Here is a 26,315-nt window from a genome sequence, read left to right as displayed (position 1 = left end):
CCGTGAGTACGGTGGTGTTCCGCCGACTTCCGCGTCAACCGGGGCCCGCGCTGCCGCGCGGCGAGGTGCTGCTGGAATCCCCGCCCGAGCTGCCGGAGCCGCAGGCCAAGGGCATGGGCCAGGTGCTGATGATCCTGCCGATGCTCTGCGGCGTCGGCGCGATGGCGTTCCTCTACGCCGGCCGTGGCGGCGGCATGATGACGTACGTCGCGGGTGGCCTGTTCGGTGTGTCCATGTTGGGCATGGCGATCGGCACGCTCGGCAACGGCGGCAACGACAAGGCCGAGCTGAACGCGCAGCGGCGCGACTACATGCGCTATCTCGCGCAGATGCGCAAGCGCACCCGGCGGGCGGCCGAGCAGCAGCGCGCCGCGATGACCTGGCGGCACCCGGAGCCGGACGCGCTCTGGTCGATCGCCGCCTCCCGCCGGCTCTGGGAGCGGCGGATCACCGAGGACGACTTCGGCGAGGTGCGGATCGCGCTCGGCCCGCAGCGGCTGGCGGTGGAGATCGTGCCGCCGGAGACCAAGCCGGTGGAGGACCTGGAACCGATGAGCGCGATCGCGCTGCGCCGGTTCGTCCGGGCCCACTCCAGCGTGCCGGACCTGCCGACCGCGCTGTCGCTGCGCGCGTTCAGCCGGATCGCGTTGCGCGGCGACCGGGAGCCGGTGCTCGACCTGACCCGGGCCGCGCTGGGCCAGCTCGTCACGTTCCACGCCCCGGAGGACCTCCTGGTGGTCGTGGTGGCCGCGCCGGACCGGCAGGCGGCCTGGGACTGGGTGAAGTGGCTGCCGCACGCCCAGCACCCGGGGCGTACGGACGCGGCGGGCGCGCGCCGGATGGTGTTCGCCGCGCTGGACGAGGCGGAGACCGCGCTGGCCCAGGATCTGGGCGGTCGGCCCCGGTTCGCGCCGGAGGCGAAGCCGCTGACCACCGCGCCGCACGTGGTGGTGGTGCTGGACGGCGGCGAGGTCTCGGCGACGTGCGCGCTGACCGGGCCGGGCCTGCTCGGCTCGACCGTGTTCGACCTGTCCGGCGCGGTCCCGCGCGACGCCGGGCGCTGGCTGCTCTGCCTGGACGCCGGGGACGGCACCGGGCTCGACCTGGTCCGCGGCACCGCCACCTCGCGGCTGGGCCGGCCGGACCGGCTGTCCCTGAGCGCGGCCGAGGGGCTGGCCCGGCAGATCGCCCCGTTCCGGCTCTCCCAGCAGCAGGGCGCCAGCACCGAGGAGCCGCTGGCCCGCAGCATGGAGCTGCCCGACCTGCTCGGCGTCGGCGACGCCGCCACAGTGGACACCCGGCAGACCTGGCGTCCGCGCAGCCACCGCGACCGGCTGCGCATCCCGCTCGGCCTGGGACCGGACGGCAACGTGGTGGAGCTGGACTTCAAGGAGTCCGCGCACGAGGGCATGGGCCCGCACGGCCTGGTGATCGGCGCGACCGGTTCCGGCAAGAGCGAGCTGCTGCGTACGGTGGTCGCGGCGCTCGCGGTGACGCACTCGTCGGAGGAGCTGAACTTCGTCCTCGTCGACTTCAAGGGTGGCGCCACCTTCGCCTCGCTGGACGCGTTGCCGCACACCAGTGCGGTGATCACCAACCTCTCCGACGAGCTGCCGCTGGTCGACCGCATGCGGGACGCGCTGGCCGGTGAGATGAACCGCCGGCAGGAGGTGCTGCGGGCGGCGGGCAACTACGTCTCCCGGTACGACTACGAGAAGGCGCGGGCCGCCGGTGAGCCGCTGGAGCCGATGCCCAGCCTGCTGATCATCTGTGACGAGTTCTCCGAGCTGCTGGCCGCCAAGCCGGACTTCATCGACCTGTTCGTGATGATCGGCCGCCTCGGCCGGTCGCTCGGCGTGCACCTGCTGCTCGCCTCGCAGCGGCTGGAGGAGGGCAAGCTGCGCGGCCTGGACACGCACCTGTCGTACCGGATCGGTCTGCGCACGTTCTCGGCGGTGGAGAGCCGGATCGTGCTCGGCGTGCCGGACGCGTACGAGCTGCCCAGCGCGCCGGGTCACGGCTACCTGAAGACCGACACCGCTACCATGCTGCGGTTCCGCGCCGCGTACGTGTCCGGCCCGTACCGGGCCCCGGGGCAGGTGCAGCGCTCCACCCGGGCGCAGGTGCAGCGCCGGATCGTCCCGTACGGCATCGACTACGTGCCGGTGCCGGCCCAGCCGAGCCCCGCCGAGGCGGCCCCGGAGCCGGAGCAGAGCGGCGACGGCAAGGCCGTGGCGATGCTGGACGTGCTGATCGACCAGCTCAAGGGCCGGGGCAAGCCGGCGCACCAGGTCTGGCTGCCGCCGCTGGCCGAGCCGTCCGGGCTGGCCGAGCTGCTGCCCAAGCTGAGCGTGCACCCGACGTTCGGCCTGACCACCGCCGACTGGCCGGGCCGCGGCCGGCTCGCCGTGCCGGTCGGCATCGTGGACCGGCCGTACGAGCAGCGCCGCGACCCGATGATGGTCGACCTGGCCGGGGCCGGCGGCAACGTGGTGATCGTCGGGGCGTCGCTGAGCGGCAAGAGCACCATGCTGCGCTCGATGCTGGCCTCGCTGGCGCTCACCCACACGCCGCGCGAGGTGCAGTTCTTCTGCCTCGACTTCGGCGGCGGCGCGCTGCGCAGCCTGGACGGGCTGCCGCACACCTCGGGGGTCGCGGGCCGGCGCGACGTCGAGGCGGTCCGGCGGACGGTGGCCGAGGTGGTCGCCGTGATCGACGAGCGGGAGAACCGGTTCACCCAGCACGGCATCGACTCGGTGGCGAGCTACCGGCGCCGCCGGGCGGCCGGTGAGTTCGCCGACGACCCGTTCGGTGACGTCTTCCTCGTGGTGGACGGCTGGAACACGCTGCGCCAGGAGTACGAGGAGCTGGAGCAGACGATCACGAACCTGGCGAACCGGGGTCTCGGCTTCGGCGTCCACGTGGTGATCACGGCGGTGCGGTGGGCGGAGATCCGGATCAACATGCGGGATCTGCTCGGCACCAAGCTGGAGCTGCGGCTCGGTGACCCGTCGGAGTCGGAGATCGACCGGCGGGCGGCGCAGAACGTGCCGGTGGGCGCGCCCGGCCGCGGCCTGACCCGGGACAAGTTGCACTTCCTGACCGCGATCTCGCGGATCGACGGCAAGCGCGACATCGAGGACCTGACCGAGGCGTCGGTGGCGCTCGCGGGTCACGTCGCGTCGAACTGGCCGGGGCAGCCGGCACCGAAGGTCCGGCTGCTGCCGCGCAGGCTGGCGGTCACCGAGCTGGCGAAGGTGGTCGACCGGTCCGCCCCGGGCATCCCGATCGGCGTGAACGAGTCCGCGCTCGCCCCGGTCTACCTGGACCTGGCCGGCGAGCCGCACCTGACCGTGTTCGGCGACGCCGAGTGCGGCAAGACCAACCTGCTGCGGCTGATCGCCCGGGGGATCGCCGAGCGGTACACCCCGGCCCAGGCGCGGCTGGTCATCGCCGACTACCGGCGCGGTCTGCTGGGCGCGGTCGAGGGTGACCACCTGCTCGACTACGCGCCGTCGAACCAGGTGTTCAGCCAGGGCCTCGGCTCGATCCGCAGCGCGTTGCAGAACCGGCTGCCCGGCCCGGACGTGACCACCGCGCAGCTTCGCGACCGGAGCTGGTGGAAGGGCCCGGACCTGTACATCCTGGTGGACGACTACGACCTGGTGGCCTCCGGTGGCAGCAACCCGCTGAGCGCGCTGCACGAACTGCTGCCGCAGGCGCGGGACATCGGCCTGCACCTGATCATCACGCGCCGGGTCGGCGGTGTGGCCCGGGCGCTGTACGAGCCGGTGCTGCAACGCCTGCGCGAGCTGGACTCGCCGGGCCTGCTGATGTCCGGCAGCCGGGAGGAGGGTGCCGTCTTCGGCAACCTGCGGCCGACCCCGCAGCCGCCGGGCCGGGGCACGCTCGTCCGCCGCCGCGACGGCCAGCAGCTGATCCAGACCGCGTGGACGGAACCGGCCTGACGGGACGGACGCCGGGCGGCCCGGTCCGGTAGCGTCGGCGCGATCGATCGTCGCGAGTGGAGAGGGGCGCGCAGGTGAGCAGCCCGTCGGGTTTCGGTGCGGCCATGGAGGGCCTGCTGCGGCAGGCGCAGGAACAGCAGCGCCGGCTGGCCGATCTCCAGCGGCAGCGTGCCGAACTGCGGGTCACCGGAGAGAGCCCGGACGGGCTGGTGCGGGTGACGCTGGACGGCGACATGAAGGTCGGCGACATCGAGCTCAACGCGCGGGCGATGCGGCTGGACAGCTTCTCCCTGGCCGAGGCGATGCAGGCGGCGATCGACGCCGCCTACGCGGCCTTCGAGGAGCGCCAGCGCGAGATGCTGGGCGAGATGCTCGGCGACTCCGAGATGGTCCGCCGGGCGCAGGACGGCACGCTGACCCCGGAGGACTGGTTCCGTCAGTTCGGGGTGGACGTGTCCGACCCGACCCGCAACCTGCGGCGCTGAACGAGAGGAAGGCCGGCGATGCCGAACACCGTCGACGTCGACGCGATCCGGAAGGCGGGCAGGATGCTCGACGCCCCGGACGGCCCGATTCAATACCTGCGCAACGTCGAGACGTTGCTGGGCGAGGTCAAGCTGCCCGGCGGCGCGCTGAGCTGGTTCGGCACCGGCGCGGTGGAGCGGCACAACGCGGCTGTGGACGGGCACCTGGACAACGTCCGCACCGGCGTGGAGCATCTGCGCAAGGCCGCCGCGCAGCTCGAACAGAGCGCGAAGAACTGGGAGAGGTCGGATCAGCCCTGGGTGGTCAAGTGACCGGCCGGGTCCGCCACGGGAAGGACGCCTGATGCCTCCGGAGATCCTCATCGCCAACGCCTCGGGGACGGTGACCGGCACCGTGACGGTCGCCGAGACCACGGCTCCGGTCCGGTCGGCGGCGGCCATCGCCAAGGGCAACGTGGTCTGGATCGTCGCCTCGGCGGCGCTGATCGGCACGATCCTCTACCTGGAGTCGTTCGACAACCAGCAGGTCAACGAGTCGATCAAGAAGTGGGACGAGGCGGCCCGCCTGCTCGGCGCGGACCAGTTCGGCGCGGCCATGGCGGCGGTCCCGCCGGACGCGGCGGAGTGGGACTTCGACGACCGCGACGCGTTCGACCTGTTCCTCCGCAAGCTCGGGGCGGAGATCAACTCGCTGGCCGAGGCGTTCGCCGCCAACCGGGACACGCTCACCGCCGCCCGGGACGCGTACAACGACGCGATCTCCGGGCTGGCCCAGGCGCTCATGCCGATCCTGGTCGCGGTGATCGCCTCGATCGCGCTCCAGTTCTTCCCCGCCACCACCGCACTGGCCCAGGCCATCGGCATCGTCGGCCTGACCGCCACCGCCGCCGTGCTGGTCCTGGTCTTCGGCGAGATCAGCGCGCTGCTGCACGCGCTGCTGGCCGCCTTCCACACGGACAACCGGTTCACCTTCACCGCTGACTCCCGCCCGGGCTGGGCGCCGACCGGCTCGGACCCGGACATCAAGGACATCAAGATCGACTGGGTGCGGGACGCCAAGTTCTACGGGTGACGGGAGCGACGCATGGACACTTTGCTCTTCTCGCTGCTGCTGTACGTCCTGCTGACCATCCCGGTCTTCGTGGTCCTGATGCTGTTCGCCGCGCTGACCCGCTCGGTGCGGCTGCGGCGGGCCGCCGAGGTGGTGTCGCTGAGCACCTGCGCGGCGCTTCTGGTGCTGTCGTTCCAGCGGGCGTTCGAGAAGCCGATGCTGTGGGCCGTGGTGGTGATGCTGGTCGCGGTGCTGGTGTTCGGCGTGTCGATGATCGTCAAATCGTCACGCGAACGGTCCTGACCTCGGGCTCGACCGTCCAACCCGTACTCAGGGTGCGAGAACGCGTCTGTCGACAGTGGGATGTCGGAATACGACGATGGGCCAGCAGGGCTGCGCGGGTTGGACATCGTCCGCTACGGTTCGGATGAAGTGTCCGTCGGTGGGGTGTGTACGCCTTGCCGCGGGGGAGGGCGCGGCGGAACCGCCGCCACAAGATGACGGAAGGGTGTGAAGCATGGCGTTCGAGGTCAGTGCAGCGACTCTGCACACCGCCGCGAGTGACGTGCGGTCCACGCGCAGCGATGTCGACGGCGAGCTCAAGAAGCTGTGGAACGTGGTCGACGACCTGGCGATGGCCTGGAAGGGCCAGGCGTCCACGGGCTTCCAGAGCCTGATGACTCGCTGGAACGAGGACACCACGAAGCTGCTGACCGCGATGGACAACATCGCGGATCTGCTCGACAAGTCGGGCACCACGCACCAGGTCAACGACGAAGAGCAGCAGCAGATGCTGGACAAGTTCCACGCTGCTCTCAACCCGTGATCCGCGAAGACAGGCAGAGGAGGAATCGATGAGCATCAAGGTTGATTACGCTGTTCTGGAGAGCAGCAACCAGCAGATGCAGGCCATCTCGCGGACCATCGACGAGAAGCTGGACACGCTGCGGGCGATGCTGACCAAGCTCGAGTGGGAGGGCCAGGACCGGGCCGCCTACCAGCAGCACCAGGCTCAGTGGGACGCCGCCGTGCGGGACATCAACAAGGTCCTGAACGAGATCGGCGGCGCCGTGGGCATCGCGCGTGAGAACTACATGACCACGGAGATGAGCAACTCCAAGGTCTGGGGCAACTGACCCCCGACCGGTCCACAGCGGCTCCGCTCCGGCTCGCGCCGGGCGGAGCCGTCGTGTTTCTCAGGCGTCCTGCGGGACGTCGCGCCGGCCGGGCCGCCACCCGCGCCGGCGTCCGCGTACCACGATGGGGCGCAGCGTCAGCAGGACGCCGGCCAGCAGCGCGCCGACGACGGCCACCCAGATCGCGACGGTGCGCTGCCAGGCCAGCGGATCGGTGGGCGGCGCCGGTGGCGGCATCGCGCCCAGCGGCGGATCGCTCCGGGTGCCCAGCAGGCTGGTGACCGCCCGGTACGGGTTGACCATCCCGAAGCCGACCTCGGCGTTGTGCCCGTCGGGCGGGTTGTCGGCGGTGCGGGTCAGCCGGTAGGCGACCTCGTCGGCGCTGATGTCCGGGTGTGCGGCCCGCACCAGCGCGGCCACCCCGGAGACGTACGCGGTGGCGAAGCTCGTCCCGCCCTGCGGCTCGGCCCGGTATCCGGATCCCTGCGGCGCGGGCCCGACGATGTTCAGTCCGGGGCCGGCGATGTCCACATAGTCCCCGCTGACCGAGCTGCCGACGTGCCCGCCCTGCTCGTCGATTCCGGCGACGGCCACGACACCGTCGTACGCCGCCGGGTAGGCCGGCCGGTCCTCCCGGTTCTCCTGCCGGTTGCCGGCGGAGGCGACGACCACCACGTCCTTGGCGAGCGCGTACTGCACGGCGGACTTCAGCGCCGGGTCGTCGAGCGTGACCAGGGACAGGTTGATCACGTCGGCGTCGTGGTCGACGGCCCAGCGGATCGCCTTGCCGATCTCGGCCGGCACGTCCGGGTCGAAGTTCTCCTTGTTCTCGGCCAGCACCCGCAGCGGCAGGATCTTCGCCTCCGGCGCGATGCCGGTGTACGGCGAGCCGGTGCCCTCCCGGCCGGCGATGATGCCCGCGACCATGGTGCCGTGGCCGACCAGGTCGCACTGCCCCTTCAGGCGGACGAGCTGGTTGAAGTCCTCACCCGGCAGCACCCGCCCGCGCAGCAGGGGGTGGGCCGGCGAGACCCCGGAGTCGATCACCGCCACGGTGGTTCCCGCGCCCTTGCCGATCCGCCACGCCGCGGCCGGGTCGAGGCGGCTCAGCGCCCACGGCACCTCGGTGGGTGCGGGGCCGCCGGCCGGGCCGCACTTCGGGGCGGCCTGCGCGGGCGCGGGCACCGCCAGCGCGCCGCCGAGCAGGGCGGTGACCGTCGCTCCGGAGAGGACGGACCTGATCCGGTGTCCGGCCCGGACGCGTCCCGTGGTCGCGCCCGGCCGCAAGCTGTCGCGCACGCGGTGAGATTACCCGCCGCGCCCGCCCGTGCGGGCACTCGTGGTGCCGGTCCGGGTCACCTGTCGGCGGTGGCGTCCCCGGCCGGCTCGGCGGCGAAGAGGGCCAGCAGGGCGCCGACCTGCTGGTCGGCCTCGGCCGGGTGCCGGAAGCGGCCCTTCGGGTTGATCGTGTACTTGTTGCGCCGTCCCACCCGCGTACGCCGCAGGTAACCCCCTGCTTCCAGGTCGGCGACGATGGCCTGGGCCGCCCGTTCGGTCACACCCACCTCGTCGGCCACGTCGCGCAGCCGGGCGGTGGGGTTGCGCGCGATCGCGAGCAGCACGTGGCCGTGGTTGGTGAGGAAGGTCCAGTTACGGCGGCTCCCGTCCTCAACTGGTGTGGTCGCCATGGTGGTCATGCTATGGCCACCGCCGCCACCGGCCGAATCGGCGCGGGCCGAGGGCGGGTGGCAACGGGAAAGTATGAAATGCGTATCACGAATCTTGACGGGCCCCGAGGTGCGTGTGACCGTGGGTCGCGAGGCCGTTCGGCCCGGTAGTTCCCCAGGTAGACGAGGTGAGGGACATGACGCCGAGCACCCCGGAGCAGGCACTGACCGAACTGCGTGCCGGTAACCACCGGTTCGTCACCGGTGCCCCGCAGCATCCGAATCAGGACGCCGGGCACCGCGCGGCTGTCGCCGACGGCCAGCATCCCTTCGCGGTGATCGTCGGCTGCTCCGACTCACGGCTCGCCGCCGAGATCATCTTCGACCGCGGTCTCGGTGACCTCTTCGTGGTGCGTACGGCCGGGCACACCGCCGGGCCGGAGGTGCTCGGCAGCGTCGAGTACGCGGTCACCGTGCTCGGCACGCCGCTCGTGGTGGTGCTCGGGCACGACTCGTGCGGCGCGGTCCAAGCCGCCCGGGAGGGGTTCCGGACCGGGTCCGCTCTGGTCGGGCACCTGGGCGCGGTGGTGGACGCGGTCTCGCCCAGCCTGCTGCGCGCCTCCCGCCAGGGCGTCGACGACCTCGACGGCATCATCGACGTGCACATCGCGCAGACCGTCGAGACGCTGCTGGCCCGCTCCGCCGTGCTGGCTGAGCGGGTGGCGGCCGGGCGGTGCACGGTGGTGGGCATGTCGTACCGGCTCGCCGGCGGCGAGGTGCGGACCGTGGCGCAGTCCCCGGCCCCGCTGCCCGCTCCGGCGGCGCCCGCCGACCCGGCGCTGGCCGGCTGAGCCGTCGGGAAGACGAAAAGGGGCCGCCCGAGGGCGGCCCCTTTCACCGTGTCCGGGTCAGAGCAGCGACATGTGGACGTGGTCGGTGTGGTTCGACGGTCCGCTGTACGAACTCCAGCCGGTGGCCGGGAACCAGATCTGCCGGTTCCAGATGACGTAGTAGATGCCCAGCCGGTCGGCGTTGCGGATGAGGAACGCGGCGACCTCGTTGCCGTACCGGCGGGTGTCGTTGTTGTGCCAGGGCGCGAAGCCGCTGTTCTGGAGCGACCAGTCGCACGCCTTGCCCTTGGGGTGCTCCCACGGCCCGCCAGGCCGGTAGCAGCCCACGAAGCGCTTGAAGCCCGCGCGGCGGACCTCCTTGTACGCGTGCAGCGTGCGCGGGGTGACGCAGCCCGACGTGGTCGGGTCGTCCTCGCTGCACGACTCGGCCTTCCAGCCGCCGTCGGCCGTGCGGCCGGGGGCGATCTTGGCGACCGGTGAGGTGGCGGAGACCAGGCCGCCGGTGAAGCCGAGACCGCCGACGAGCTTCAGCGCGCGCTCGGCCTGTACCTTCTCGCGCTCCATCGCGTTCTTCTGCTTCTCCTGCTCGCGCACCTCGGCGTCGAGCGCGATCTTGGCCTGCTCGGCGCGGGTCTTGACCGCGTTGATGGCGGCCAGGCGCTGCGCGTTGAGGAGGTTCAGCTCGTCCAGGGCGTTGACCCGGCGGACGAACGAGTCGGGCGAGTTGCTCTCCAGCAGCATCGCCATGGCGCCCATCCGGCCGGTCCGGTAGGACTGGGCGGCGAGCTGGTTGACCTGCGGGCTGAGCGCGTCGAGTTCGGTCTGTGCCGTCTTCACCTCGGCCGCCAGCCGCCGCTGGCGGTCCTGCGACTTGGCGAGCTTTGCCTTGGCCTGGAGGAAGTTCCGGTTGGCGGCGTCGATCGCCTCGGTGATGAGCGGCGGTTCGCCGTCCTCCTCGTGTCCCGAGGGGGTGCCGGGGGCCGCCGCGGTGGGGGCCGCGGTCGCCGGGGCCGGCCCGGCCAGCACTGCCAGCGAGGTCAGCACGGCCACCACGGGTGTCAGCCAGCGGCGCAGGGGTGCCGTCACAGTGTTCCCTTCCGTCGGCCGCCGACCGGGTTAGCTGACGGGTTCGGGACGGAAGTGGCCCCTACCGCTGTCGCGGATTCACCCCATGTACCTGGTTCCCCGGCTCGCCCGCGGGCGATTGGGCGGCGGCACCGCTGGCGCCGGTGCGCGCCTTCGGCGGTGACCGGCAGCGAGGTTACCTGACAGCACTCCTGAGGATCTACGTCCGGAAGCCGACCAATAGCGAGATTTCGCCGTGGCGCACCGTGACCAGCGTCGCGTTTGAAATCGATGGTCACGCTGCGGAGTGTCACCATGCGGCCTCCGTACTCTTCCCGCCGCCGAGCGCCTCCAGCGCGTCGTCCCGTCCGGCCGGCGGCCGGGCCGCGGGTGGCGCCGGCTCCGCGCCGCGCGAGTGCCGTCCGGCGGTGGTCACGACCGCGGCCAGTCCGGTCGTCAGCGGTACGGCGGCGATCAGGCCGAGCGTGGCCACCGCGCTGCGGACGATCTCCTGGGCGAGGAACTCGCTCGTGAGGATCTCGCTCACCGGGCGGGAGTCGGCGACCAGCAGGAGCAGCAGCGGCAGCGAGGCGCCCGCGTACGCCAGCACGATGGTGTTGACGGTGGACGCGATGTGCGCCCGGCCGACCCGGGTCGCCGCCCGGTAGAGCTGCCGCCGGGACAGGCCGGGGTTGGCGTGCGCCAGTTCGGTGACGGTGGCCGCCTGGGTGACCGTGACGTCGTCCAGCACGCCCAGCGAGCCGATGATGATGCCGGCCAGGAGCAGGCCGTGCAGGTCCACGTCGCCCTGGAACATGGACAGCGTGGTGGCGTCCTCGCTGCCGAATCCGGTCAGGTGGGTGGCGGACGTGGCGAGCAGGCCGAGCACGCCGGTGACCACCAGGCTGCCGAGCGTGCCGAGCACCGCCACGGACGTCTGCGCGGTGATGCCGTGGGTCAGGTAGAGCACCACGAACATGATCAACGCGGCGCCCACTATCGCCACCAGCAGCGGAGGCTGACCGGCGCCGATGCCCGGCAGCACGAAGCCGAGCAGGATGGCGAAGCTGGCCACCAGGCCGCCGAGCGCGGCGAGACCGCGCCAGCGGCCGAACGCCACGATCGCGGCGGCGAAGAGCACCATCAGCCAGATCAGTGGCGTGCCGCGCTGGTGTTCGGCGATGTTGTAGGACTTCACCGCCGGGTCGGCCGGGTCGGTCAGCTCGACCAGGACGACCTCGTCGCCGACCGCGACCCGGGGCGCGCCCGGCCCGGCCGGGATCGGCGTCTCGACCTGCCGGCCCGCGTCCGGGCCCTGCTCGACGGTCACCGTCACAGTGCCGCAGGGGCCACCTGCGCCGTCCGGGGACTCCGGGGTCGGCGGGCAGGGTTCGGTGACCACCCGGGTCACGGTGCCGTGGTAGCGGGGGACGTCCGCGCCGCCGACCGGCTCCCGGTCCTGCCGGGGCCAGAGCACCAGCGCCGCGATCACGGTGATCACGAACAGCGGCACCACGACGGCGACGAGCAGCCGTCGTACGCCCGGCGGCGCGGCGGGTGCGGGGTGGGTGTGGTCGGCACCCATGGCGTCTCTCCCAACGGTCGCGGCGACGCCTGGTCCGCCGGACCGGTCTGGTCACCCGGCCGGCGTGGACGTGTCGACCACGTCCGGGTCGTCGCCCGGCCATGGTAGGCAACCCGGCCGGGCGCTTCCGGGCACCGTGACCGTGACGCGCGCTCCGCGCGGATCAGCCCAGGCCGGCCCGGCGTCGCCGGTACTCGTCCTCGTCGATCTCGCCGCGGGCGTACCGCTCGTCCAGGATGCGCCGGGCCGTCGTCGGGCCCAGGTACTGCGGGCCGGTCCACCGCACGGCCGCCCAGACGAGGCCCGCCAGCACCGCGAGCACCAGCAGGGACCAGATCCACATCCAGCCCATCATCGGGCTCTGCCACATCATCGGGCCGCCCTCCGTCCGTCGCCGCGGGTCCGCCGGGCCGGCCTGCCCGCCACTTCGACGGTACGACCGGCACGACGCGTCGGCGCGGGTCGATGTGCCCTGCTCCGAGGGTCGGAGGTCCCGCTCAGCCGCGCTTCATCAGGCGGCCGACGGCGGCCATCATCTCGGTCGCCATCTCGTCGGCCCGGCCCTCGGCGGCGCCCTCGTGCATGCAGTGCCGGGCGTGGCCGTCGAGCAGGCCCAGGCCGACCTTGTCCAGCGCCGCCTGGATGGCCGAAATCTGGGTCAGCACGTCGATGCAGTATCGGTCGTCCTCGACCATCTTCTCGATGCCACGGACCTGGCCCTCGATCCGGCGGAGCCGGGCGAGGAGTTGGTCCTTGCTGGCGGTGTAGCCCCGGGTCGGGCTGGACGGCGCGGTCATGAAACCGAGGATAGCGTACCCCTCGGGGGTATGCTAACGTTCCGAACGTACCCCTAGGGGGTATCAGATCGGAGGGCGAGATGGAGACCACCTACCAGGTGAGCGGCATGACCTGCGGGCACTGCGTCAACTCGGTGAGCACCGAGCTGAGCGCGTTGCCGGGCGTCACCGACGTCCAGGTCGACCTGGCCAGCGGCCGGGTCACCGTCACCAGTCAGAACCCGCTGGACGCGGACGCGGTCCGCGCGGCGGTCGACGAGGCCGGCTACGACCTCGTCGGTGCGTGACGGGTCCGACGACCCGTAGAAACCGAGGAGACACCATGAACACGGCGACGAAGCTCAGCGGCTTCGCCCTCGGCCTCGTGGCGGTGTTCGGCGCGGCGTACGGGATCGGCAACCTGGCCGATCCCGTCGCCCCGGCCGCCGAGACCCGCCACGACGACAGCGACAGCGACCACGGGGCCGGCGACACCGGCCACGGTGACGAGAGCGGCGCGTCCGCGCATCTGCCCGGCGGGCTGCTCGTCTCCGAACGCGGCTACACGTTCCAGCCCGCCACCGCCCCGGCCGGGCAGTTCGCCTTCCGGATCACCGGCCCGGACGGCGCGCCGGTCACCCGCTTCGAGGTGGCCCACGACAAGCGCATGCACCTGATCGTCGCCCGCCGGGACCTGTCCGGGTTCCGGCACGTCCACCCGGAGATGACCGGCGACGGCACCTGGCGGGTCGCCTCGCCGCTCGGAGGCCCCGGCGTCTGGCGGGCCTTCGCCGACTTCACCCCCGAGGGCGACGAGCCGCTGACCCTCGGCCTGGACGTCACGGTCCCCGGCGAACTGACCGCCCGGCCGCTGCCGGCGCCGGTGACCAGCACCACAGTCGACGGCTACACGGTCACGCTGACCGGAACGCCGGAGCCGGGCCGCACCAGCCGGCTCACGCTCTCCGTCAGCCGCGACGGGCGGCCGGTCACCGACCTTCAGCCCTACCTCGGCGCGTACGGGCACCTGGTGGCGCTGCGGCAGGGCGACCTGGCGTACCTGCACGTGCACCCGGAGGGGACGCCCGGCGACGGGCGCACCCCCGCCGGTCCGGCGATCACGTTCGCGGCCGAGGTGCCCTCCGCCGGGGCGTACCGTCTCTACCTGGACTTCCGGCACGGCGACGCGGTGCACACCGCCGAGTTCACCGTCCTGGCCGGCGACCGGACCACGCCCGCGCCCGCCGCGCCGGCATCCACCACCGCACCGACCCCGGACGCCGGACACGGCACCCCGGGGCACGGGCACAGTTGAGCGCCGGAGGTGCCGCGATGACTGCCACGGGAAAGGCGCTGCCCACCGCGCCGAACCTGATCGAACTGGCGATCGGCGGGATGACCTGCGCGTCCTGCGCCGCCCGGATCGAGAAGAAGCTCAACCGGATGGACGGCGTCGAGGCGACCGTGAACTACGCCACCGAGAAGGCCACCGTCCGGTACGCCGACGACATCGCGCCGGCCGACCTGATCGCCACCGTCGAGAAGACCGGCTACACCGCAGTGGTGCCGCCGCCGCCCGAGCAGGCGGACGCCGCCACGGCCGGGGAGCCGGTGGACGAGCTGCGCACCGCGCGTACCCGGCTCTGGGTGTCCGCCGTGCTCACCCTGCCGGTGATCGTGCTCGCCATGGTTCCGGCCTGGCAGTTCGACTACTGGCAGTGGGCCTCGCTCACCCTGGCCGCCCCGGTGGTGGTCTGGGGCGGGCTGCCGTTCCACCGCGCCGCGCTGGTCAACCTGCGGCACGGCGCCGCGACCATGGACACGCTCGTCTCGCTCGGCACGCTGGCCGCGTTCGGCTGGTCGCTCTGGGCCCTGTTCCTCGGCACCGCCGGCATGCCCGGGATGACGCACGCGTTCAGCTTCGCCATCACCCGCGGCGACGGCGCCGGCAACATCTACCTGGAGGCCGCCGCCGGGGTGACCGTGTTCATCCTGGCCGGGCGCTACTTCGAGGCCCGCTCCAAGCGCACCGCCGGGTCGGCGCTGCGCGCCCTGCTCGAACTCGGCGCCAAGGACGTGGCGGTGCTGCGCGACGGGCAGGAGACCCGGATCCCGGTCGGCCGGCTCGCGGTCGGCGACCGGTTCGTGGTCCGGCCCGGCGAGAAGGTCGCCACCGACGGCGTGGTCGAGGAGGGCACGTCGGCGGTCGACGCCAGCATGCTCACCGGCGAGTCCGTGCCGGTCGAGGTGGGGCCCGGCGACGCCGTGGTCGGCGCGACTGTGAACGCCGGCGGCCGGCTGGTGGTCCGGGCCACCCGGATCGGCGGCGACACGCAGCTCGCCCAGATGGCGCGGCTGGTGGAGCAGGCGCAGGCCGGCAAGGCGGCGGTGCAGCGGCTCGCCGACCGGATCTCCGGCGTGTTCGTGCCGATCGTGATCGCGCTGGCCGCCGGCACGCTCGGCTGGTGGCTCGGCACCGGCTCCGGGCCGACCGCCGCGTTCACCGCCGCGGTGGCCGTCCTGATCATCGCCTGCCCGTGCGCGCTCGGCCTGGCCACGCCGACCGCGCTGCTCGTCGGCACCGGGCGCGGCGCGCAGCTCGGTGTGCTGATCAAGGGGCCGGAGGTGCTGGAGTCCACCCGCCGGGTCGACACAGTGGTGCTGGACAAGACCGGCACCGTCACCACCGGCCGGATGGCGCTGGCCGAGGTGCTGCCGGCCGACGGAGAGGACGCCGCCGAGCTGCTCCGGGTGGCCGGCGCGCTGGAGGCCGCCTCCGAGCACCCGATCGCGCGCGCCGTCGCCGAGGCTGCGGCCGAGGCCGGGGCACTGCCGCCGGTCGGCGAGTTCGCCAACGCCGAAGGGCTGGGCGTGACCGGCACCGTCGACGGCCGGACCGTGGTGGTCGGCCGGGCCCGGCTGCTGCGGGAGCGGGGTCTCGACGTACCCGAGGAGGTCGTGCGGGCCGCGACCGGCGCGGAGGCCGCCGGGCGGACGGCGATCCTGGCCGGCTGGGACGGGCGGGCCCGCGGTGTGCTCGCGGTGGCCGACGCGGTGAAGCCGACCAGCCGGGCGGCGGTCGCCCGGCTGCGTGAGCTGGGCCTGAAGCCGGTGCTGCTCACCGGCGACAACACCACTGTGGCGAAGGCGGTGGCGGCCGAGGTCGGCATCGACGAGGTGATCGCGGAGGTGCTGCCCGCCGACAAGGTCGACGTGGTCGAGCGGCTCCAGCGCGAGGGCCGGGTGGTCGCCATGGTCGGCGACGGGGTGAACGACGCCGCCGCGCTGGCCCGGGCCGACCTCGGGCTGGCCATGGGCACCGGCACCGACGCGGCCATCGAGGCCGCCGACCTGACGCTGGTCCGGGGCGACCTGATGGTCGCGGCGGACGCCATCCGGCTCTCCCGCCGGACGCTGGCGATCATCAAGGGCAACCTGTTCTGGGCGTTCGCCTACAACGTCGCGGCGCTGCCGCTGGCGGCGGCCGGGCTGCTCAACCCGATGCTCGCCGGGGCGGCCATGGCGTTATCGTCGGTCTTCGTGGTGGGCAACAGCCTGCGGCTGCGGCGCTTCCGCCCGATCGGGTGAGGGGATTGAGCCGACGGCCGACGGGGTAACCAGTTGTCGTCAGGCAACCGCATCAGTGGAGGTCATCATGGGTCTGGACGACAAGATCGACAACGCTTCCCAGGACACCGCGGGCAAGGTCAAGGAGGGCGTCGGCCGGGCGACCGACAACGAGCGCCTCGAGGCCGAGGGCCGCAACGACCAGGCGGGCGCCAAGCTCAAGCAGGCCGGCGAGAAGATCAAGGACGCCTTCAAGAGCTGAGTACGCGACGCACACACACCACCGGGTCGGCCCACGGGCCGGCCCGGAGTGCTGTCCAGGCGCGGGTCAGCGCGGCCGGTCACCGGCCAGGCGCGCGGCGCGTACCTCCAGGTAACGCCGTTCCGGCAGGCTCGTGGTGGCCCGCGCGGCGGCCAGGTACGCGGCCCGGGCCGCCGTACGGTCGCCGGCCAGGTCGAGCAGGTGCGCGCGGACGGCGGCGAGCCGGTGGTGGCCCGCGGTCCGGTCGTCGCCGTCGAGCGTGGCCAGCAGCGCCAGCCCGGCACGCGGGCCGTCCACCATGGCCACCGCGACGGCCTGGTTGAGCGTGACCATCGGGTTCGGCGCGACCCGCGCGAGCACCCGGTAGAGCGCGACGATCTGCCGCCAGTCGGTGTCCTCGGCGGTGGGCGCCTCCGCGTGCACCGCGGCGATCGCCGCCTGCACCTGGTACGGCCCCGGCGCCGACCAGGTGAGCGCCTCGGTCACCAGCGCCACCCCCTCGGCGGTCGCGTCCCGGTCCCACCGCCCGCGGTCCTGCTCGGCCAGCGGCACCAACTCGCCGTCCGGCCCGGTACGGGCGGCCCGGTGCGCGTCGGTGAGCAGCATCAGCGCCAGCAACCCGGCCACCTCGCCGTCGTCCGGCAGCAGCCGGCGCAGCTCCCGGGTCAGCCGGATCGCCTCACCGGTCAGCTCGGCCCGGTGCAGCGCCTCGCCGCTGGACGCGGTGTAGCCCTCGTTGAAGATCAGGTAGAGGACGCGCAGCACCGCGCCCAGCCGCTCGTCCCGGTCGGCCGGCGAGGGCAGCGTGAAACGCGCGCCGGCCGCCTCGATCCGCTGCTTCGCCCTGCGGATCCGCTGGCTCATCGTCGCCTCCGGCACCAGGTACGCGCGGGCGATCTCGGCCGTACTCAACCCGCCCACGGCACGCAGCGTGAGCGCCACCTGCCCGCTCACCGGCAACGCCGGATGACAGCAGAGGAACAGCAGCTTCACCGTGTCGTCGGCGCCGGGCGGCTCCTCGTCGGCGGGCGGGGCGACCGCCGCGTACGCGGGCTGCCGGACCGCCACCGCCACCTCGCGTTCCCGGCGGGCGTGCTCGCTGCGCCACTCGTCGGTGAGCCGGCGCGTGGCGACGGTGACCAGCCAGGAGCGGGGATGGTCCGGCAGGCCCTGCTCCGGCCACTGCACGGCGGCGGCGAGCAGCGCCTCCTGGACGGCGTCCTCGCAGGCGTAGAACTGGCCGTGACGGCGGACCAGCATGCCGAGGACCTGCGGCGCGAGCGTGCGCAGCAGGTCCTCGACCACAGGTGCTGTCACATCTCCGTCCCGGCCTGCTCCATCACCGCGCGCACCTCCAGCACGCCGAAACCGTGCCGGACGTCCGGCCAGCGCGCGGCGATCTCGGCGGCCCGTTCCGGGGTCTCGCAGTCGACGGTCAGGTAGCCGGCGAACTGCTCCTTGCTCTCCATGAACGGCCCGTCGGTGATCTCGACGCCGCCGGCCGCCGGGCGGGCCGTACGGGTCTGCGAGGGGTGGGCCAGCGCCTCGCCGCCGACCAGCTCGCCGGACTCGGTCAGCTCCTTCATGATCTCGTCGACCTCACCGAAGATGGCGGTGCGCTCCGCCTCGGTCAGCTCCTCCACGAAGCCGGGCCGGTTCCAGATCAGCAGCATGTACTTCACGGTGCACTCCTCGGATGCGGGCCACCGGCGGTGGCGCCTCGCAGACGGGTCGGAGCCGGTCCGCCCGATCCGACATCATCCCCCGGGAAGTTCAGCGACCCCCGCGAAGCGGACGGCGCGCCGGTCGGCCCGGGTCGAGCGAGGCCCGGTCGGCCGCGCTGGTGCCCGAGACCCAGCCCTGCTCGTCGCGCACCTGGAGCCGGTGCCGGGTGGTGCCCGGGAAGAGCTGGTCGACGCGTTCCCGGACGGCGTCCGAGCGGGCCGCGAGCACCGGCAGCAGGCGGTCGTCGTCGAGTTCCTCGGCCGCCGCCGCGCTCGCCTCCCGCAGCCGGTCGCCGATGCGCAGCGCGAACGCGTTGAGGAACGACTCGTCGTAGCCCTTCGTGCGCCGCCCGCCGGCCCGGCCGCGCTCACCCCGGCCGCGCAGCATCGCGGCGGTGGCCTGCACGAGCAGCGAGGTGTGCAACAGCTCGACCGCCGCCAGGTCGGCCGGGAAGCCGAGCACCGTGGCGAAGCCCAGGTCGTCGGACCACACCGACTCGCACCGGTTCGCCGCCGCCACCTCCTGGATCAGCAGCGCCTTCGCCGCCGCGTACGGGGCGTCGACGCCGATCCGCACGCCGCCCGGGCCGCCGGACCGCTCGGCCCCTGCGTCGAGCAGCGCCGCGTCGATGCTGTGCCGGGCCATCAGCTCCTGCGCCTTCGCGGTGAACGCCTCCGCCTCGGCCGGGTAGCCGGTCGACTCGGCCTTGGCCAGCAGCGCGCGTACCCGGTCGAGCATCCGGGAACCGCTCGGCGTCGCGGCGGCAAGCGCGGTGCCGGCCGAGCCGGGTGGCGGGCGGAGCGCCGCGACCGGCGGCAGCCCCGCCACCAGGACGACCGCGTCGACCGCGTCCCGCAGCGTGGTGATCCGGTCGCCGTCGGCCCGCCGGTCCAGCCAGCCCGCGTCGTCGTCCCAGCGGGCACCGGTCTCGGTGAGCTGTTCGTCGAACCAGGCCGGGACCGGCGCGGGCAGGGTGCGCCGCTGCGCGGCCATCGCGTCGCGCAGCAGCCGGGCGCCGCGCGGGGTGAGCCGCCGGGTGGCGAGCCGGTCCAGGTCGGCGGGCTGCCAGCCACGCGGCCAGAGCCGGCCCACGTCCCGGGTCAGCCGGGCGAGCAGCGCCGCGTCCACTGCTGCGCCGTCGGCGACCACGAGCCCGTCGAGGGCTCGCTCGGCAGCGCGTACGTCGGTGCCGCGCGCGGTCGCGACGGCGGCGTCGAGCAGTTGCTCGGCTGGTGACACGGGTGGCTCTCCCTGGGCTCCGACAGGCGGCAGGTCGTCCACCCCGGCACCGACGGTACCCGGCCGCCCGTTCAACCGTCCGGGCCCGGCGTCCGTACTCCTGCCCGGAGCGGGGCGGGGCGACGGACGGAGATCGACGTGGGCGGGCATGACCGGGGGCTGCACCGGCGACGGCGGAGGTCGCGATCAGGGCGGTTCCTGGCGGTGGTCCTGGTCGGTGCCGCGCTCGCCGCCGGCGGGTACGCCGCGCGGCATCCGGACCTGCTGGACCGCATCGAGGCCCGGCGGACCGTGCCGGCGGCGGCACCGAGCGCGCCCGCACCGGGCGCCCGCCCCACGCCGACTGCCGCGCCGACGCCGGTCCCGGCGGCCGGCCGGGTGGCCCCCGGCGTCGGCTATCCGGCCCGGGGCGCCGGCACCTTCCGGACCGCCGACACGGTCGGCGCGGTCGCCGGTAGCGCCGGTGAGCTGCTGCGCTACCGGGTCGCGGTCGAGGACGGCATCCGCAACGTGGACGTGGAACGCTTCGCCCGGGACGTGGCCGCCACCCTCGCCGACCGGCGCGGCTGGACCGGCGACGGCCGGTGGCGGCTGCAACGGGTGGGCCGCGACGACCGGGCCGACTTCACGGTGCTGCTCACCACGCCGGTGACGCGCGGGCGGTTGTGCGGCGACCCGAGCGACCGCTACACGTCCTGCCGCAACGGCGACCGGGTGGTGATCAACGTGGCCCGCTGGGTGTACGGAGTGCCGCACGTCAGCGATCTCTCCCGGTACCGGCAGTACCTGCTCAACCACGAGGTCGGTCACCGGCTGGGCCGCGGCCACGAGCGCTGCCCCCGCGCCGGTGGCCCGGCGCCGGTGATGGTGCAGCAGACGCTCGGCCTGCACGGCTGCACGCCGAACCCGTGGCCGCTGGTGGGCGGGGAACCGCTGGCCGGGCCGCCGGGTCAGTACGACGACCCGGTCCCGGCCGGCGACCGCTGAGCCGGTCCGGCGGCCGGGCCGACGCGTGGCCCGGCTGCCGGGCCGTCACCGGGAGAACGAGGCCCAGATGTTCTTGGTCTTCGCGGTGGCGTACCAGCCGACGTCGAGCGAGACCGACTGGGCCAGGAACAGGCCCCGCCCGCCCGAGTCCGTCGGGCTGATGTCGGTCAGCTCCGGCACCGTTCTCACGTCGTGGTCGGCCACGTCGAGCAGGAACCGGTCGTCGGTGGCGAGCAGCGTGATGATGGTGGGCGGGCGACCGTGCCGCAGCGCGTTGCTCGCCAGTTCGGTGGCGACCAGCACGACCAGGTGCGGCACCTCGTCGAGGTCCTCGCCCTGCACCAGGCCGTGCCGGTTCAGCGCCTCACGCAGCGACGCGCGCAGGCCGCGCAGATCCTCGGGACTGTCCAGCACCCACTGCTCCAGCTCCGAGGCCTGTGGCGGCGGCGGCGAGGTGCGCAACTGTCCCATGATCTGGCTTTACCCTGCGTAGCCGTTCGCTAAGCAGGTCAGCGCCGCAGCAGCGCGAACACGCCCCACCCCAGATACTCGCGCTGGAAGCGGACGTACCGCACCGGATCCTCGGTCAGTTCCCGCCGCAGCTCCGGGGCCAGTTCGTCGTCCGGGTTGGCGTCGAGCCAGCGGCGCAGGTTCAGCCAGTGCGCGGCGGCGTACCGGTCCCAGCTGTCCTGGTCGGCGAGGACCATCTCGACCAGATCCCAGCCGCAGTCGCCGAACGACTCGACCAGGCCGGGCAGGTCGGTGAACTCCTCGCGCGACCCGGCGTGCGAGCCGGTGACCGCCTCGTCGTCCGGCGGGTCACGCCGCCAGTAGGGCTCTCCGACGAGCGCCATGCCGCCCGGCCGCAACGCCCGGTCGAGCAGTTCCAGCGTCCCGGGCACCCCGCCGCCGATCCAGGTCGCGCCGACGCAGGCGGCCACGTCGACCGGCCGCTCCGGGGTGTACGCCGCGGCGTCGCCGTGCACGAAACGTACCCGGTCGGCCACGCCCAGTTCGGCGGCGCGTTCCCGGGCGGCGGCGGTGAAGACGGTGCTCAGGTCGACCCCGGTGCCGGTGATCCCGTGGTCCCGGGCCCAGGTGCAGAGCAGTTCCCCCTTGCCGCTGCACAGATCCAGCAGCTCGTCGCCGGGGCGCAATCGGATCGCCCGGCCCAGTGTGGCCAGCTTGACCTCGTCGATCGGGTTGAGGACGCGCAGCTCGCCCTCGCGGATGGTGAACTGGCGCGGCAGGTCCGGTGAGGTCATCCGTGGAGGATGCCGCCGCCCGGTGACGCGGAGCAACGGAATTCCGGTCTGGGCCGGTCCGGGTGTCCTGGGGTACGGTCACCGCATGGTGGTCGAGGAACACTGGTGGAACGGCGTCAGCAACCCTCGCGGACGGCGCGACGTATACATCCGTACCGACGGAAGCCAGTGGCAGGTCCAGGCGCAGATCGGCGGGGCGAGCGGCCGGTCGAAGATTCAGCAGTGCCCGAGCCGCGGCTCGGCGACGATCCTGGCCGGCGCGTGGCGTGCGAGCGGCTCCGGCTGGCGCGAGATGCCGCGCTGACCGCACGCTCAGTCACGAGGGCCGTGCACAGCGCGGTCGACGAGTGACTCGGCGACCTCCCGCAGCTTGCGGTTGGAGTCCTGGGACACCCGGGCCAGAATGGCGAACGCCTCGTCGGCCGTGCAGCGCCGCTGTCCCATGATGATGCCCTTCGCCTGCTCGATCACGGCCCGGCTCTGCATCGCCTCCTGCATCTGCTGCGCCAGCGTCGCCGTGCTCTCGTAGAGGTGGACGTTCGCGAGCGCGATGGCGGCGTACCCGGCCAGCGTCTGTGCCAGCTCGACCTGCCGGTCCAGGACGCCGGGTGCCGCGCCGTAGATGTTCAGCGCGCCGACCACGGCCTCCTGGATGGGCAGGCCGATCGACAGCGAACTGGCGGCGCCCGCCTCGTGCGCCCGGGCCGCCCACTCCGGCCAGCGGCTCTCCGCCGCCATGTCCGGCACCAGCATGGCGGTGCCGGTGGTGGCGGCGTCCAGGCACGGGCCACGCCCGTGGGCGTACTGCCACTCGTCGAGCGTCAGCGCCAGCTCGCCGGTGTACGCGGCGGTGTGCGCCTGCGTGCCCTGCACCAGGGTGACCGACACCTCGGCGGTCCCGGGCAGGGTGTCCTTGGCGACCTGGGCGATGGTCGACAACACCACGTCGAGGTCGACCTCGTCGTACTTGATCCGACCGAGTCTGATCAGGGCTGCGGCGAGGTCGGGGTGGGCCTGCGGCATGAGCTGTGACGTCCTTGTGCGAAGCGACGCCGTCGGCCCGGCGGGGCACGACGGCTGGTGGCGAGGGTCGGCCCGTGGTGACGGACCAGCGTCCCGATTCCGGCAAGGGATCGGGACCGGCGCCGCTTCTTGACGCTCGTTCGTGACGCCCCGGACGGGACGTCGACTACCCGGACAACTCTACGACCCGGAGCGGGTCGGCACGACGGGACGTGCCCACCGGTCGTCGACGGCCGGTAGTGCGGGGCGATCGACGACCTCGAACGCGGTGAGCGTGCCGGTGACGTCGAGGACGCGCCGGACCACCGGGGAGGGCCGGTGCAGGATCAGCCGCCGGCCTTGCCGGGCGAGCATCCGTTGTGCGAGCACCAGCGCGTTGGTGCCGTACGCGCCGAAGAAGCCGACCTCCGACAGGTCGATCACCACGAGCGGGGCGGAGGCCGCGACGGCTGTCTCCACGAGTTCGGTGAGCAGGTGCGCGTTGCTGAGATCCACCTCGCCGGCCACCGCGATCCGGGTGACGCCCGCGCCCGCCTCGCAGCTCAGCCACATGATCGGCTCGTCCGGGCGGAACGACCCGGACGCCGTGGGAACGCGATGGCAGCCGAAGACCGGCCGTTCGTCCGACATGACACCTCCGACCTCATCGCTTGAGGAAGCCCTCGGCGAGACTCGCCGTGAGCTGGGAGGGCACATGTCTTGACCCGTACCCAACATACGTCGACCGGGTGGACGTCGCAGCGTGGGAGGCGTTCGGACCCGCCCGCGCCGGGTACCGTCATCGGAACGACGGAAGCCGATGACCCGCCAGGACAGGACCCGAGGATGGAAGCCGCCCGCATGGATCCCGCCGACGCCCTCGCCGAGTTGAGCCGGATCCGGCTCGACGAGGTGGCGCTCGACGACGTCCTGGCGCGCGTCGCCGAGCTGGCGAACCGGGCGGTCCCGGGCAGCGTGCACGTGTCGGTCTCCCTGGTGCAGGCGGGCGCCAACCGGGCCATCGCCTACACCAGCGACCTGGCGCGCAGCCTCGACGAGTGGCAGTACGCGCACGACGACGGCCCCTGCCTGGACGCCTCGGTCAGCGCGGGGAGCGTCTCGCTGCCCGACCTGGCCGACGAGCCGCGCTGGCCGGGCTGGGCAGCTCGGGCGCGGGCGGCGGGTGTGCAGAGTTCGCTGTCGATCGGGCTGCCGATCCAGGAGGCGGTCACCGGGGCGCTCAACGTCTACGGGGGCACGACACACGCGTTCGACAAGGCGTCGATCGAGCTGGCGGAGGAGTTCGCCGCGTACGCGGCTGTGGCGCTCGCCAACGCGCACCTCTACGAGAGCACCGCGACGCTGGCCCGGCAGATGCAGGAGGCGATGCGCAGCCGGGCCGTGATCGAGCAGGCCAAGGGCATCATCATGGGGCAGCGGCGCTGCTCGGCCGAAGAGGCGTTCACGCTGCTCGCCAAGCTCTCCCAGGACTCCAACCGCAAGCTGCGCGAGGTGGCCGAGGCGCTCGTCGCCCGCGCCGCCGTCCGCTGAGGTAGCACCCGGCGAGCGGCCGGGGCGGACGGCGCCCGGTCCCGGGCCGTGCCGATCGGGTTCGCCGCGGTGCTCGGCACCGGCTACCGCCACATCCGGTCGATCGGCGCCGAGGCCCGTGCGGTGACCCGGATCACCGGCCACGGACGCGGCGTGAAAAGCGCGTCAAGAAACCGCGGCCCCGCGTGATGGTCGCGTCAAGAACCCTGTCCGTCCGGCGGATCCGGCGTTGTGATTGCCCGGCGCGGCCGGGAGGCGGTCGCGAGGACATCTTCCGCTAGGAGAGATCAGCCGTGTCTGACGTGCTGTTCGTGTTGCTGACGGTGGGGCTGTTCGCGGCTCTCGCCCTCGTGGTGAGGGGCGTGGAGAAGCTGTGAGCGCCGTCAACGCCGTCGGCCTGGTGCTGGCGATCGGCCTGGGCGTGTTCCTGGTCGTCGCCCTGCTGTTCCCGGAGCGCTTCTGATGAGCACGACCACAGCCGGCGTGCTCTTCGTACTGTCGCTGGTGGCGGCGCTGGTCGCCGTGCACCGGCCGTTCGGCGACCACATGTACCGCGTGGTCGCCGGAACCCGGTCGTCCCGGGCCGAGCGGGGGATCTACCGCCTGGTCGGGGTCAACCCGGACGCCGACCAGACCTGGGGCGTGTACGCCCGCTCGGTGCTGGCCTTCTCGGCCGTCTCCCTGTTGTTCCTGTACGCGTTCCAGCGCCTGCAGAACCACCTCTGGCTCTCGCTGGGCTTCGACCCGGTGGTGCCGCACGGCGCCTGGAACACCGCCGTGTCGTTCGTGACCAACACGAACTGGCAGTGGTACTCGGGTGAGTCGACGATGGGCCATCTGGTGCAGATGGCCGGCCTGGCGGTGCAGAACTTCGTCTCGGCCGCTGTCGGCATCGCGGTGGCGGTGGCGCTGGTCCGGGGTTTCGCCCGCAGCCGCACCGGCGAGCTGGGCAACTTCTGGGTCGACCTGACCCGGGTCACGCTGCGGATCCTGCTGCCGATCGCGGTGCTCGGCGCGCTCGCGCTGATGCTCGGCGGCGTGGTGCAGAACCTGTCCGGCGGCACCGACGTGACCGCGCTGACCGGCGGCACCCGGACCGTCACCGGCGGGCCGGTGGCGAGCCAGGAGGTCATCAAGGAGCTGGGCACCAACGGCGGCGGCTTCTACAACGCCAACAGTGCCCACCCGTTCGAGAACCCGACCGCGTGGACGAACTGGCTGGAGATCTTCCTGATCCTGGTGATCCCGTTCAGCCTGCCGCGGGTCTTCGGCCGGATGGTGGGCCAGAAGCGGCAGGGCTACGCGATCGTCGCCGTGATGGCGATCCTGGCGGTCGCCGGCATCACTCTCACCAACGTCTTCGAGCTGACCGGCGACGGCACCGTGCCGCAGGCGGTCGGCGCCGCGCTGGAGGGCAAGGAGGTGCGCTTCGACGTGTCGAACTCGGCCACGTTCGCGGCGGCCACCACGCTCACCTCGACCGGCGCGGTCAACTCGTTCCACGACTCGTACACCGCGCTGGGCGGGATGATGACGCTGGTAAACATGATGCTCGGCGAGGTCGCCCCGGGCGGCGTCGGCGCCGGCCTGTACGGGCTGCTGATCCTCGCGGTGATCACGGTGTTCGTGGCCGGCCTGATGGTCGGGCGCACCCCCGAGTACCTGGGCAAGAAGATCGGCGCGCGCGAGATCAAGTTCGCCTCGATGTACTTCCTGATCACCCCGGCGCTGGTGCTCGCCGGCACCGCCGCCGCGTTCGCCACCGGCAACGCCTCGACAGCGCTGAACGTCGGGCCGCACGGTCTGTCCGAAGTGCTCTACGCGTTCACCTCGGCGAGCAACAACAACGGCTCCGCGTTCGCCGGCATCACGGTGAACACGCCGTGGTGGAACATCGCGCTCGGGCTCTGCATGCTGCTCGGCCGGTTCCTGCCGATCATCTTCGTGCTCGCCCTGGCCGGCTCGCTGGCCCGCCAGCAACCCACACCCGCCTCCGAGGGCACCCTGCCGACCCACCGGCCGCTGTTCGTCGGCATGGTCGTCGGCGTCACCGTGGTCCTCGTCGCGCTCACCTTCCTTCCCGCACTCGCGCTCGGCCCGCTGGCCGAAGGGCTGTGACCACCATGAGAGACA

The 26,315-nt window shown here is 73.0% G+C and carries 30 protein-coding genes and 1 riboswitch; of the genes, 17 read left to right on the top strand and 13 right to left on the bottom strand.

The genetic code is table 11. The features are described from left to right. The first annotated feature begins 2 nt into the window (after nt 1-2). The 7 genes from eccCa to ACN27C_RS05625 all read left to right on the top strand — a co-directional run bounded on the left by eccCa (nt 3) and on the right by ACN27C_RS05625 (nt 6,640). Complete coding sequence (eccCa, locus tag ACN27C_RS05655; RefSeq protein ID WP_422750652.1) at nt 3-3,968, top strand: type VII secretion protein EccCa; 3,966 nt, start codon at nt 3-5, stop codon at nt 3,966-3,968. Nucleotides 3,969-4,042: 74 nt separating this feature from the next. Then, nucleotides 4,043-4,453 carry a YbaB/EbfC family nucleoid-associated protein gene (locus ACN27C_RS05650; protein WP_422750651.1) on the top strand — a complete coding sequence of 137 codons (411 nt, stop codon included), beginning with the start codon at nt 4,043-4,045 and terminating at the stop codon, nt 4,451-4,453. Between the two features lie 18 nt (nt 4,454-4,471). Then, nucleotides 4,472-4,765 carry a hypothetical protein gene (locus ACN27C_RS05645; protein ID WP_120571960.1) on the top strand — a complete coding sequence of 98 codons (294 nt, stop codon included), beginning with the start codon at nt 4,472-4,474 and terminating at the stop codon, nt 4,763-4,765. A gap of 31 nt (nt 4,766-4,796) precedes the next feature. Beyond that, nucleotides 4,797-5,525, top strand: coding sequence for a hypothetical protein (locus ACN27C_RS05640; RefSeq protein WP_121684416.1), 729 nt, complete (start codon nt 4,797-4,799; stop codon nt 5,523-5,525). 12 nt (nt 5,526-5,537) lie between these two features. Continuing rightward, nucleotides 5,538-5,807, top strand: coding sequence for a hypothetical protein (locus ACN27C_RS05635; RefSeq protein ID WP_422750650.1), 270 nt, complete (start codon nt 5,538-5,540; stop codon nt 5,805-5,807). Nucleotides 5,808-6,021: 214 nt separating this feature from the next. Continuing rightward, nucleotides 6,022-6,330, top strand: coding sequence for a WXG100 family type VII secretion target (locus ACN27C_RS05630; RefSeq protein ID WP_013283772.1), 309 nt, complete (start codon nt 6,022-6,024; stop codon nt 6,328-6,330). 28 nt (nt 6,331-6,358) lie between these two features. Further along, entirely contained in the window at nt 6,359-6,640 is a 282-nt protein-coding gene (locus ACN27C_RS05625) for a WXG100 family type VII secretion target (protein ID WP_013283773.1), read from the top strand. 60 nt (nt 6,641-6,700) lie between these two features. On the opposite strand, the gene mycP is transcribed toward ACN27C_RS05625, so the two are convergent. Then, nucleotides 6,701-7,939: a type VII secretion-associated serine protease mycosin gene (mycP, locus tag ACN27C_RS05620; RefSeq protein ID WP_233585693.1), complete on the bottom strand. Its 1,239-nt coding sequence runs from the start codon at nt 7,937-7,939 to the stop codon at nt 6,701-6,703. 56 nt (nt 7,940-7,995) lie between these two features. Beyond that, nucleotides 7,996-8,337, bottom strand: a complete 342-nt coding sequence (locus tag ACN27C_RS05615; RefSeq protein WP_422750649.1) for a helix-turn-helix transcriptional regulator — start codon at nt 8,335-8,337, stop codon at nt 7,996-7,998. Nucleotides 8,338-8,504: 167 nt separating this feature from the next. On the opposite strand from ACN27C_RS05615, the gene ACN27C_RS05610 reads away from it, so the two are divergent. Then, a complete protein-coding gene (locus tag ACN27C_RS05610) occupies nt 8,505-9,158 on the top strand; it encodes a carbonic anhydrase (RefSeq protein WP_120571956.1) in 654 nt (217 codons plus the stop codon). Between the two features lie 57 nt (nt 9,159-9,215). Here the strand turns inward: ACN27C_RS05610 and ACN27C_RS05605 are convergent, their stop codons facing one another. The 4 genes from ACN27C_RS05605 to ACN27C_RS05590 all read right to left on the bottom strand — a co-directional run bounded on the left by ACN27C_RS05605 (nt 9,216) and on the right by ACN27C_RS05590 (nt 12,605). Next, on the bottom strand, nt 9,216-10,244 hold the full coding sequence (locus ACN27C_RS05605; protein WP_422750648.1) for a coiled-coil domain-containing protein: 1,029 nt from the start codon (nt 10,242-10,244) through the stop codon (nt 9,216-9,218). 4 nt (nt 10,245-10,248) lie between these two features. Next, a riboswitch (cyclic di-AMP (ydaO/yuaA leader) is annotated at nt 10,249-10,379 on the bottom strand. A 154-nt stretch (nt 10,380-10,533) separates the two neighbouring features. Then, entirely contained in the window at nt 10,534-11,808 is a 1,275-nt protein-coding gene (locus ACN27C_RS05600) for a YibE/F family protein (RefSeq protein WP_422750647.1), read from the bottom strand. 163 nt (nt 11,809-11,971) lie between these two features. Next, complete coding sequence (locus ACN27C_RS05595) at nt 11,972-12,181, bottom strand: SHOCT domain-containing protein (RefSeq protein ID WP_121684421.1); 210 nt, start codon at nt 12,179-12,181, stop codon at nt 11,972-11,974. 124 nt (nt 12,182-12,305) lie between these two features. After that, entirely contained in the window at nt 12,306-12,605 is a 300-nt protein-coding gene (locus ACN27C_RS05590; protein WP_013283780.1) for a metal-sensitive transcriptional regulator, read from the bottom strand. Between the two features lie 80 nt (nt 12,606-12,685). On the opposite strand from ACN27C_RS05590, the gene ACN27C_RS05585 reads away from it, so the two are divergent. The 4 genes from ACN27C_RS05585 to ACN27C_RS05570 all read left to right on the top strand — a co-directional run bounded on the left by ACN27C_RS05585 (nt 12,686) and on the right by ACN27C_RS05570 (nt 16,413). Further along, nucleotides 12,686-12,892, top strand: coding sequence for a heavy-metal-associated domain-containing protein (locus ACN27C_RS05585; RefSeq protein WP_120571952.1), 207 nt, complete (start codon nt 12,686-12,688; stop codon nt 12,890-12,892). Nucleotides 12,893-12,927: 35 nt separating this feature from the next. Then, the gene (locus ACN27C_RS05580) at nt 12,928-13,899 is read left to right on the top strand and encodes a hypothetical protein (RefSeq protein ID WP_422750646.1); all 972 of its coding nucleotides are present in this window, start codon (nt 12,928-12,930) and stop codon (nt 13,897-13,899) included. Between the two features lie 17 nt (nt 13,900-13,916). Continuing rightward, on the top strand, nt 13,917-16,172 hold the full coding sequence (locus ACN27C_RS05575; protein ID WP_422750645.1) for a heavy metal translocating P-type ATPase: 2,256 nt from the start codon (nt 13,917-13,919) through the stop codon (nt 16,170-16,172). A 67-nt stretch (nt 16,173-16,239) separates the two neighbouring features. Next, nucleotides 16,240-16,413, top strand: a complete 174-nt coding sequence (locus ACN27C_RS05570; RefSeq protein WP_013283784.1) for a CsbD family protein — start codon at nt 16,240-16,242, stop codon at nt 16,411-16,413. 66 nt (nt 16,414-16,479) lie between these two features. On the opposite strand, the gene ACN27C_RS05565 is transcribed toward ACN27C_RS05570, so the two are convergent. The 3 genes from ACN27C_RS05565 to ACN27C_RS05555 form a co-directional block, all read right to left on the bottom strand. Further along, on the bottom strand, nt 16,480-17,730 hold the full coding sequence (locus tag ACN27C_RS05565) for an RNA polymerase sigma factor (RefSeq protein WP_422750644.1): 1,251 nt from the start codon (nt 17,728-17,730) through the stop codon (nt 16,480-16,482). Continuing rightward, nucleotides 17,727-18,086, bottom strand: coding sequence for a YciI family protein (locus ACN27C_RS05560; protein ID WP_233585707.1), 360 nt, complete (start codon nt 18,084-18,086; stop codon nt 17,727-17,729). The genes ACN27C_RS05565 and ACN27C_RS05560 overlap by 4 nt, the downstream gene beginning before the upstream one ends. A 100-nt stretch (nt 18,087-18,186) precedes the next feature. Beyond that, complete coding sequence (locus tag ACN27C_RS05555; RefSeq protein WP_121684424.1) at nt 18,187-19,377, bottom strand: DUF2786 domain-containing protein; 1,191 nt, start codon at nt 19,375-19,377, stop codon at nt 18,187-18,189. Between the two features lie 204 nt (nt 19,378-19,581). Between ACN27C_RS05555 and ACN27C_RS05550 the strand changes: the two genes are divergently transcribed. Continuing rightward, a complete protein-coding gene (locus ACN27C_RS05550; RefSeq protein WP_422750643.1) occupies nt 19,582-20,364 on the top strand; it encodes a DUF3152 domain-containing protein in 783 nt (260 codons plus the stop codon). Nucleotides 20,365-20,409: 45 nt separating this feature from the next. On the opposite strand, the gene ACN27C_RS05545 is transcribed toward ACN27C_RS05550, so the two are convergent. Together ACN27C_RS05545 and ACN27C_RS05540 are read right to left on the bottom strand one after the other, a co-directional pair. Further along, nucleotides 20,410-20,835, bottom strand: a complete 426-nt coding sequence (locus ACN27C_RS05545) for an ATP-binding protein (RefSeq protein WP_422750642.1) — start codon at nt 20,833-20,835, stop codon at nt 20,410-20,412. Between the two features lie 38 nt (nt 20,836-20,873). After that, entirely contained in the window at nt 20,874-21,629 is a 756-nt protein-coding gene (locus tag ACN27C_RS05540) for an SAM-dependent methyltransferase (RefSeq protein ID WP_422750641.1), read from the bottom strand. Nucleotides 21,630-21,714: 85 nt separating this feature from the next. On the opposite strand from ACN27C_RS05540, the gene ACN27C_RS05535 reads away from it, so the two are divergent. Continuing rightward, complete coding sequence (locus ACN27C_RS05535) at nt 21,715-21,933, top strand: hypothetical protein (protein WP_120574013.1); 219 nt, start codon at nt 21,715-21,717, stop codon at nt 21,931-21,933. A gap of 8 nt (nt 21,934-21,941) precedes the next feature. Here ACN27C_RS05535 and ACN27C_RS05530 read toward each other — a convergent pair whose 3' ends face one another. Together ACN27C_RS05530 and ACN27C_RS05525 are read right to left on the bottom strand one after the other, a co-directional pair. Continuing rightward, nucleotides 21,942-22,652, bottom strand: coding sequence for a GAF and ANTAR domain-containing protein (locus tag ACN27C_RS05530; protein ID WP_252449948.1), 711 nt, complete (start codon nt 22,650-22,652; stop codon nt 21,942-21,944). A gap of 180 nt (nt 22,653-22,832) precedes the next feature. Then, entirely contained in the window at nt 22,833-23,282 is a 450-nt protein-coding gene (locus tag ACN27C_RS05525) for an STAS domain-containing protein (protein WP_422750640.1), read from the bottom strand. Between the two features lie 195 nt (nt 23,283-23,477). Between ACN27C_RS05525 and ACN27C_RS05520 the strand changes: the two genes are divergently transcribed. The 3 genes from ACN27C_RS05520 to kdpA all read left to right on the top strand — a co-directional run bounded on the left by ACN27C_RS05520 (nt 23,478) and on the right by kdpA (nt 26,300). Further along, on the top strand, nt 23,478-24,182 hold the full coding sequence (locus tag ACN27C_RS05520) for a GAF and ANTAR domain-containing protein (RefSeq protein WP_422750639.1): 705 nt from the start codon (nt 23,478-23,480) through the stop codon (nt 24,180-24,182). A gap of 373 nt (nt 24,183-24,555) precedes the next feature. Beyond that, nucleotides 24,556-24,645, top strand: coding sequence for a K(+)-transporting ATPase subunit F (kdpF, locus tag ACN27C_RS05515; RefSeq protein WP_036343797.1), 90 nt, complete (start codon nt 24,556-24,558; stop codon nt 24,643-24,645). Continuing rightward, on the top strand, nt 24,645-26,300 hold the full coding sequence (gene kdpA, locus ACN27C_RS05510) for a potassium-transporting ATPase subunit KdpA (protein ID WP_422750638.1): 1,656 nt from the start codon (nt 24,645-24,647) through the stop codon (nt 26,298-26,300). Before kdpF ends, kdpA begins: the two co-directional genes overlap by 1 nt. The last annotated feature ends 15 nt before the right edge of the window (nt 26,301-26,315 follow it).

The sequence above is a fragment of the Micromonospora sp. WMMD1219 genome (assembly GCF_049315215.1).
Taxonomy (GTDB): domain Bacteria; phylum Actinomycetota; class Actinomycetes; order Mycobacteriales; family Micromonosporaceae; genus Micromonospora; species Micromonospora tulbaghiae.
The sequence above is the reverse complement of the archived record's forward strand: the minus strand, read 5'-3'. Positions and strand labels throughout refer to the sequence as shown.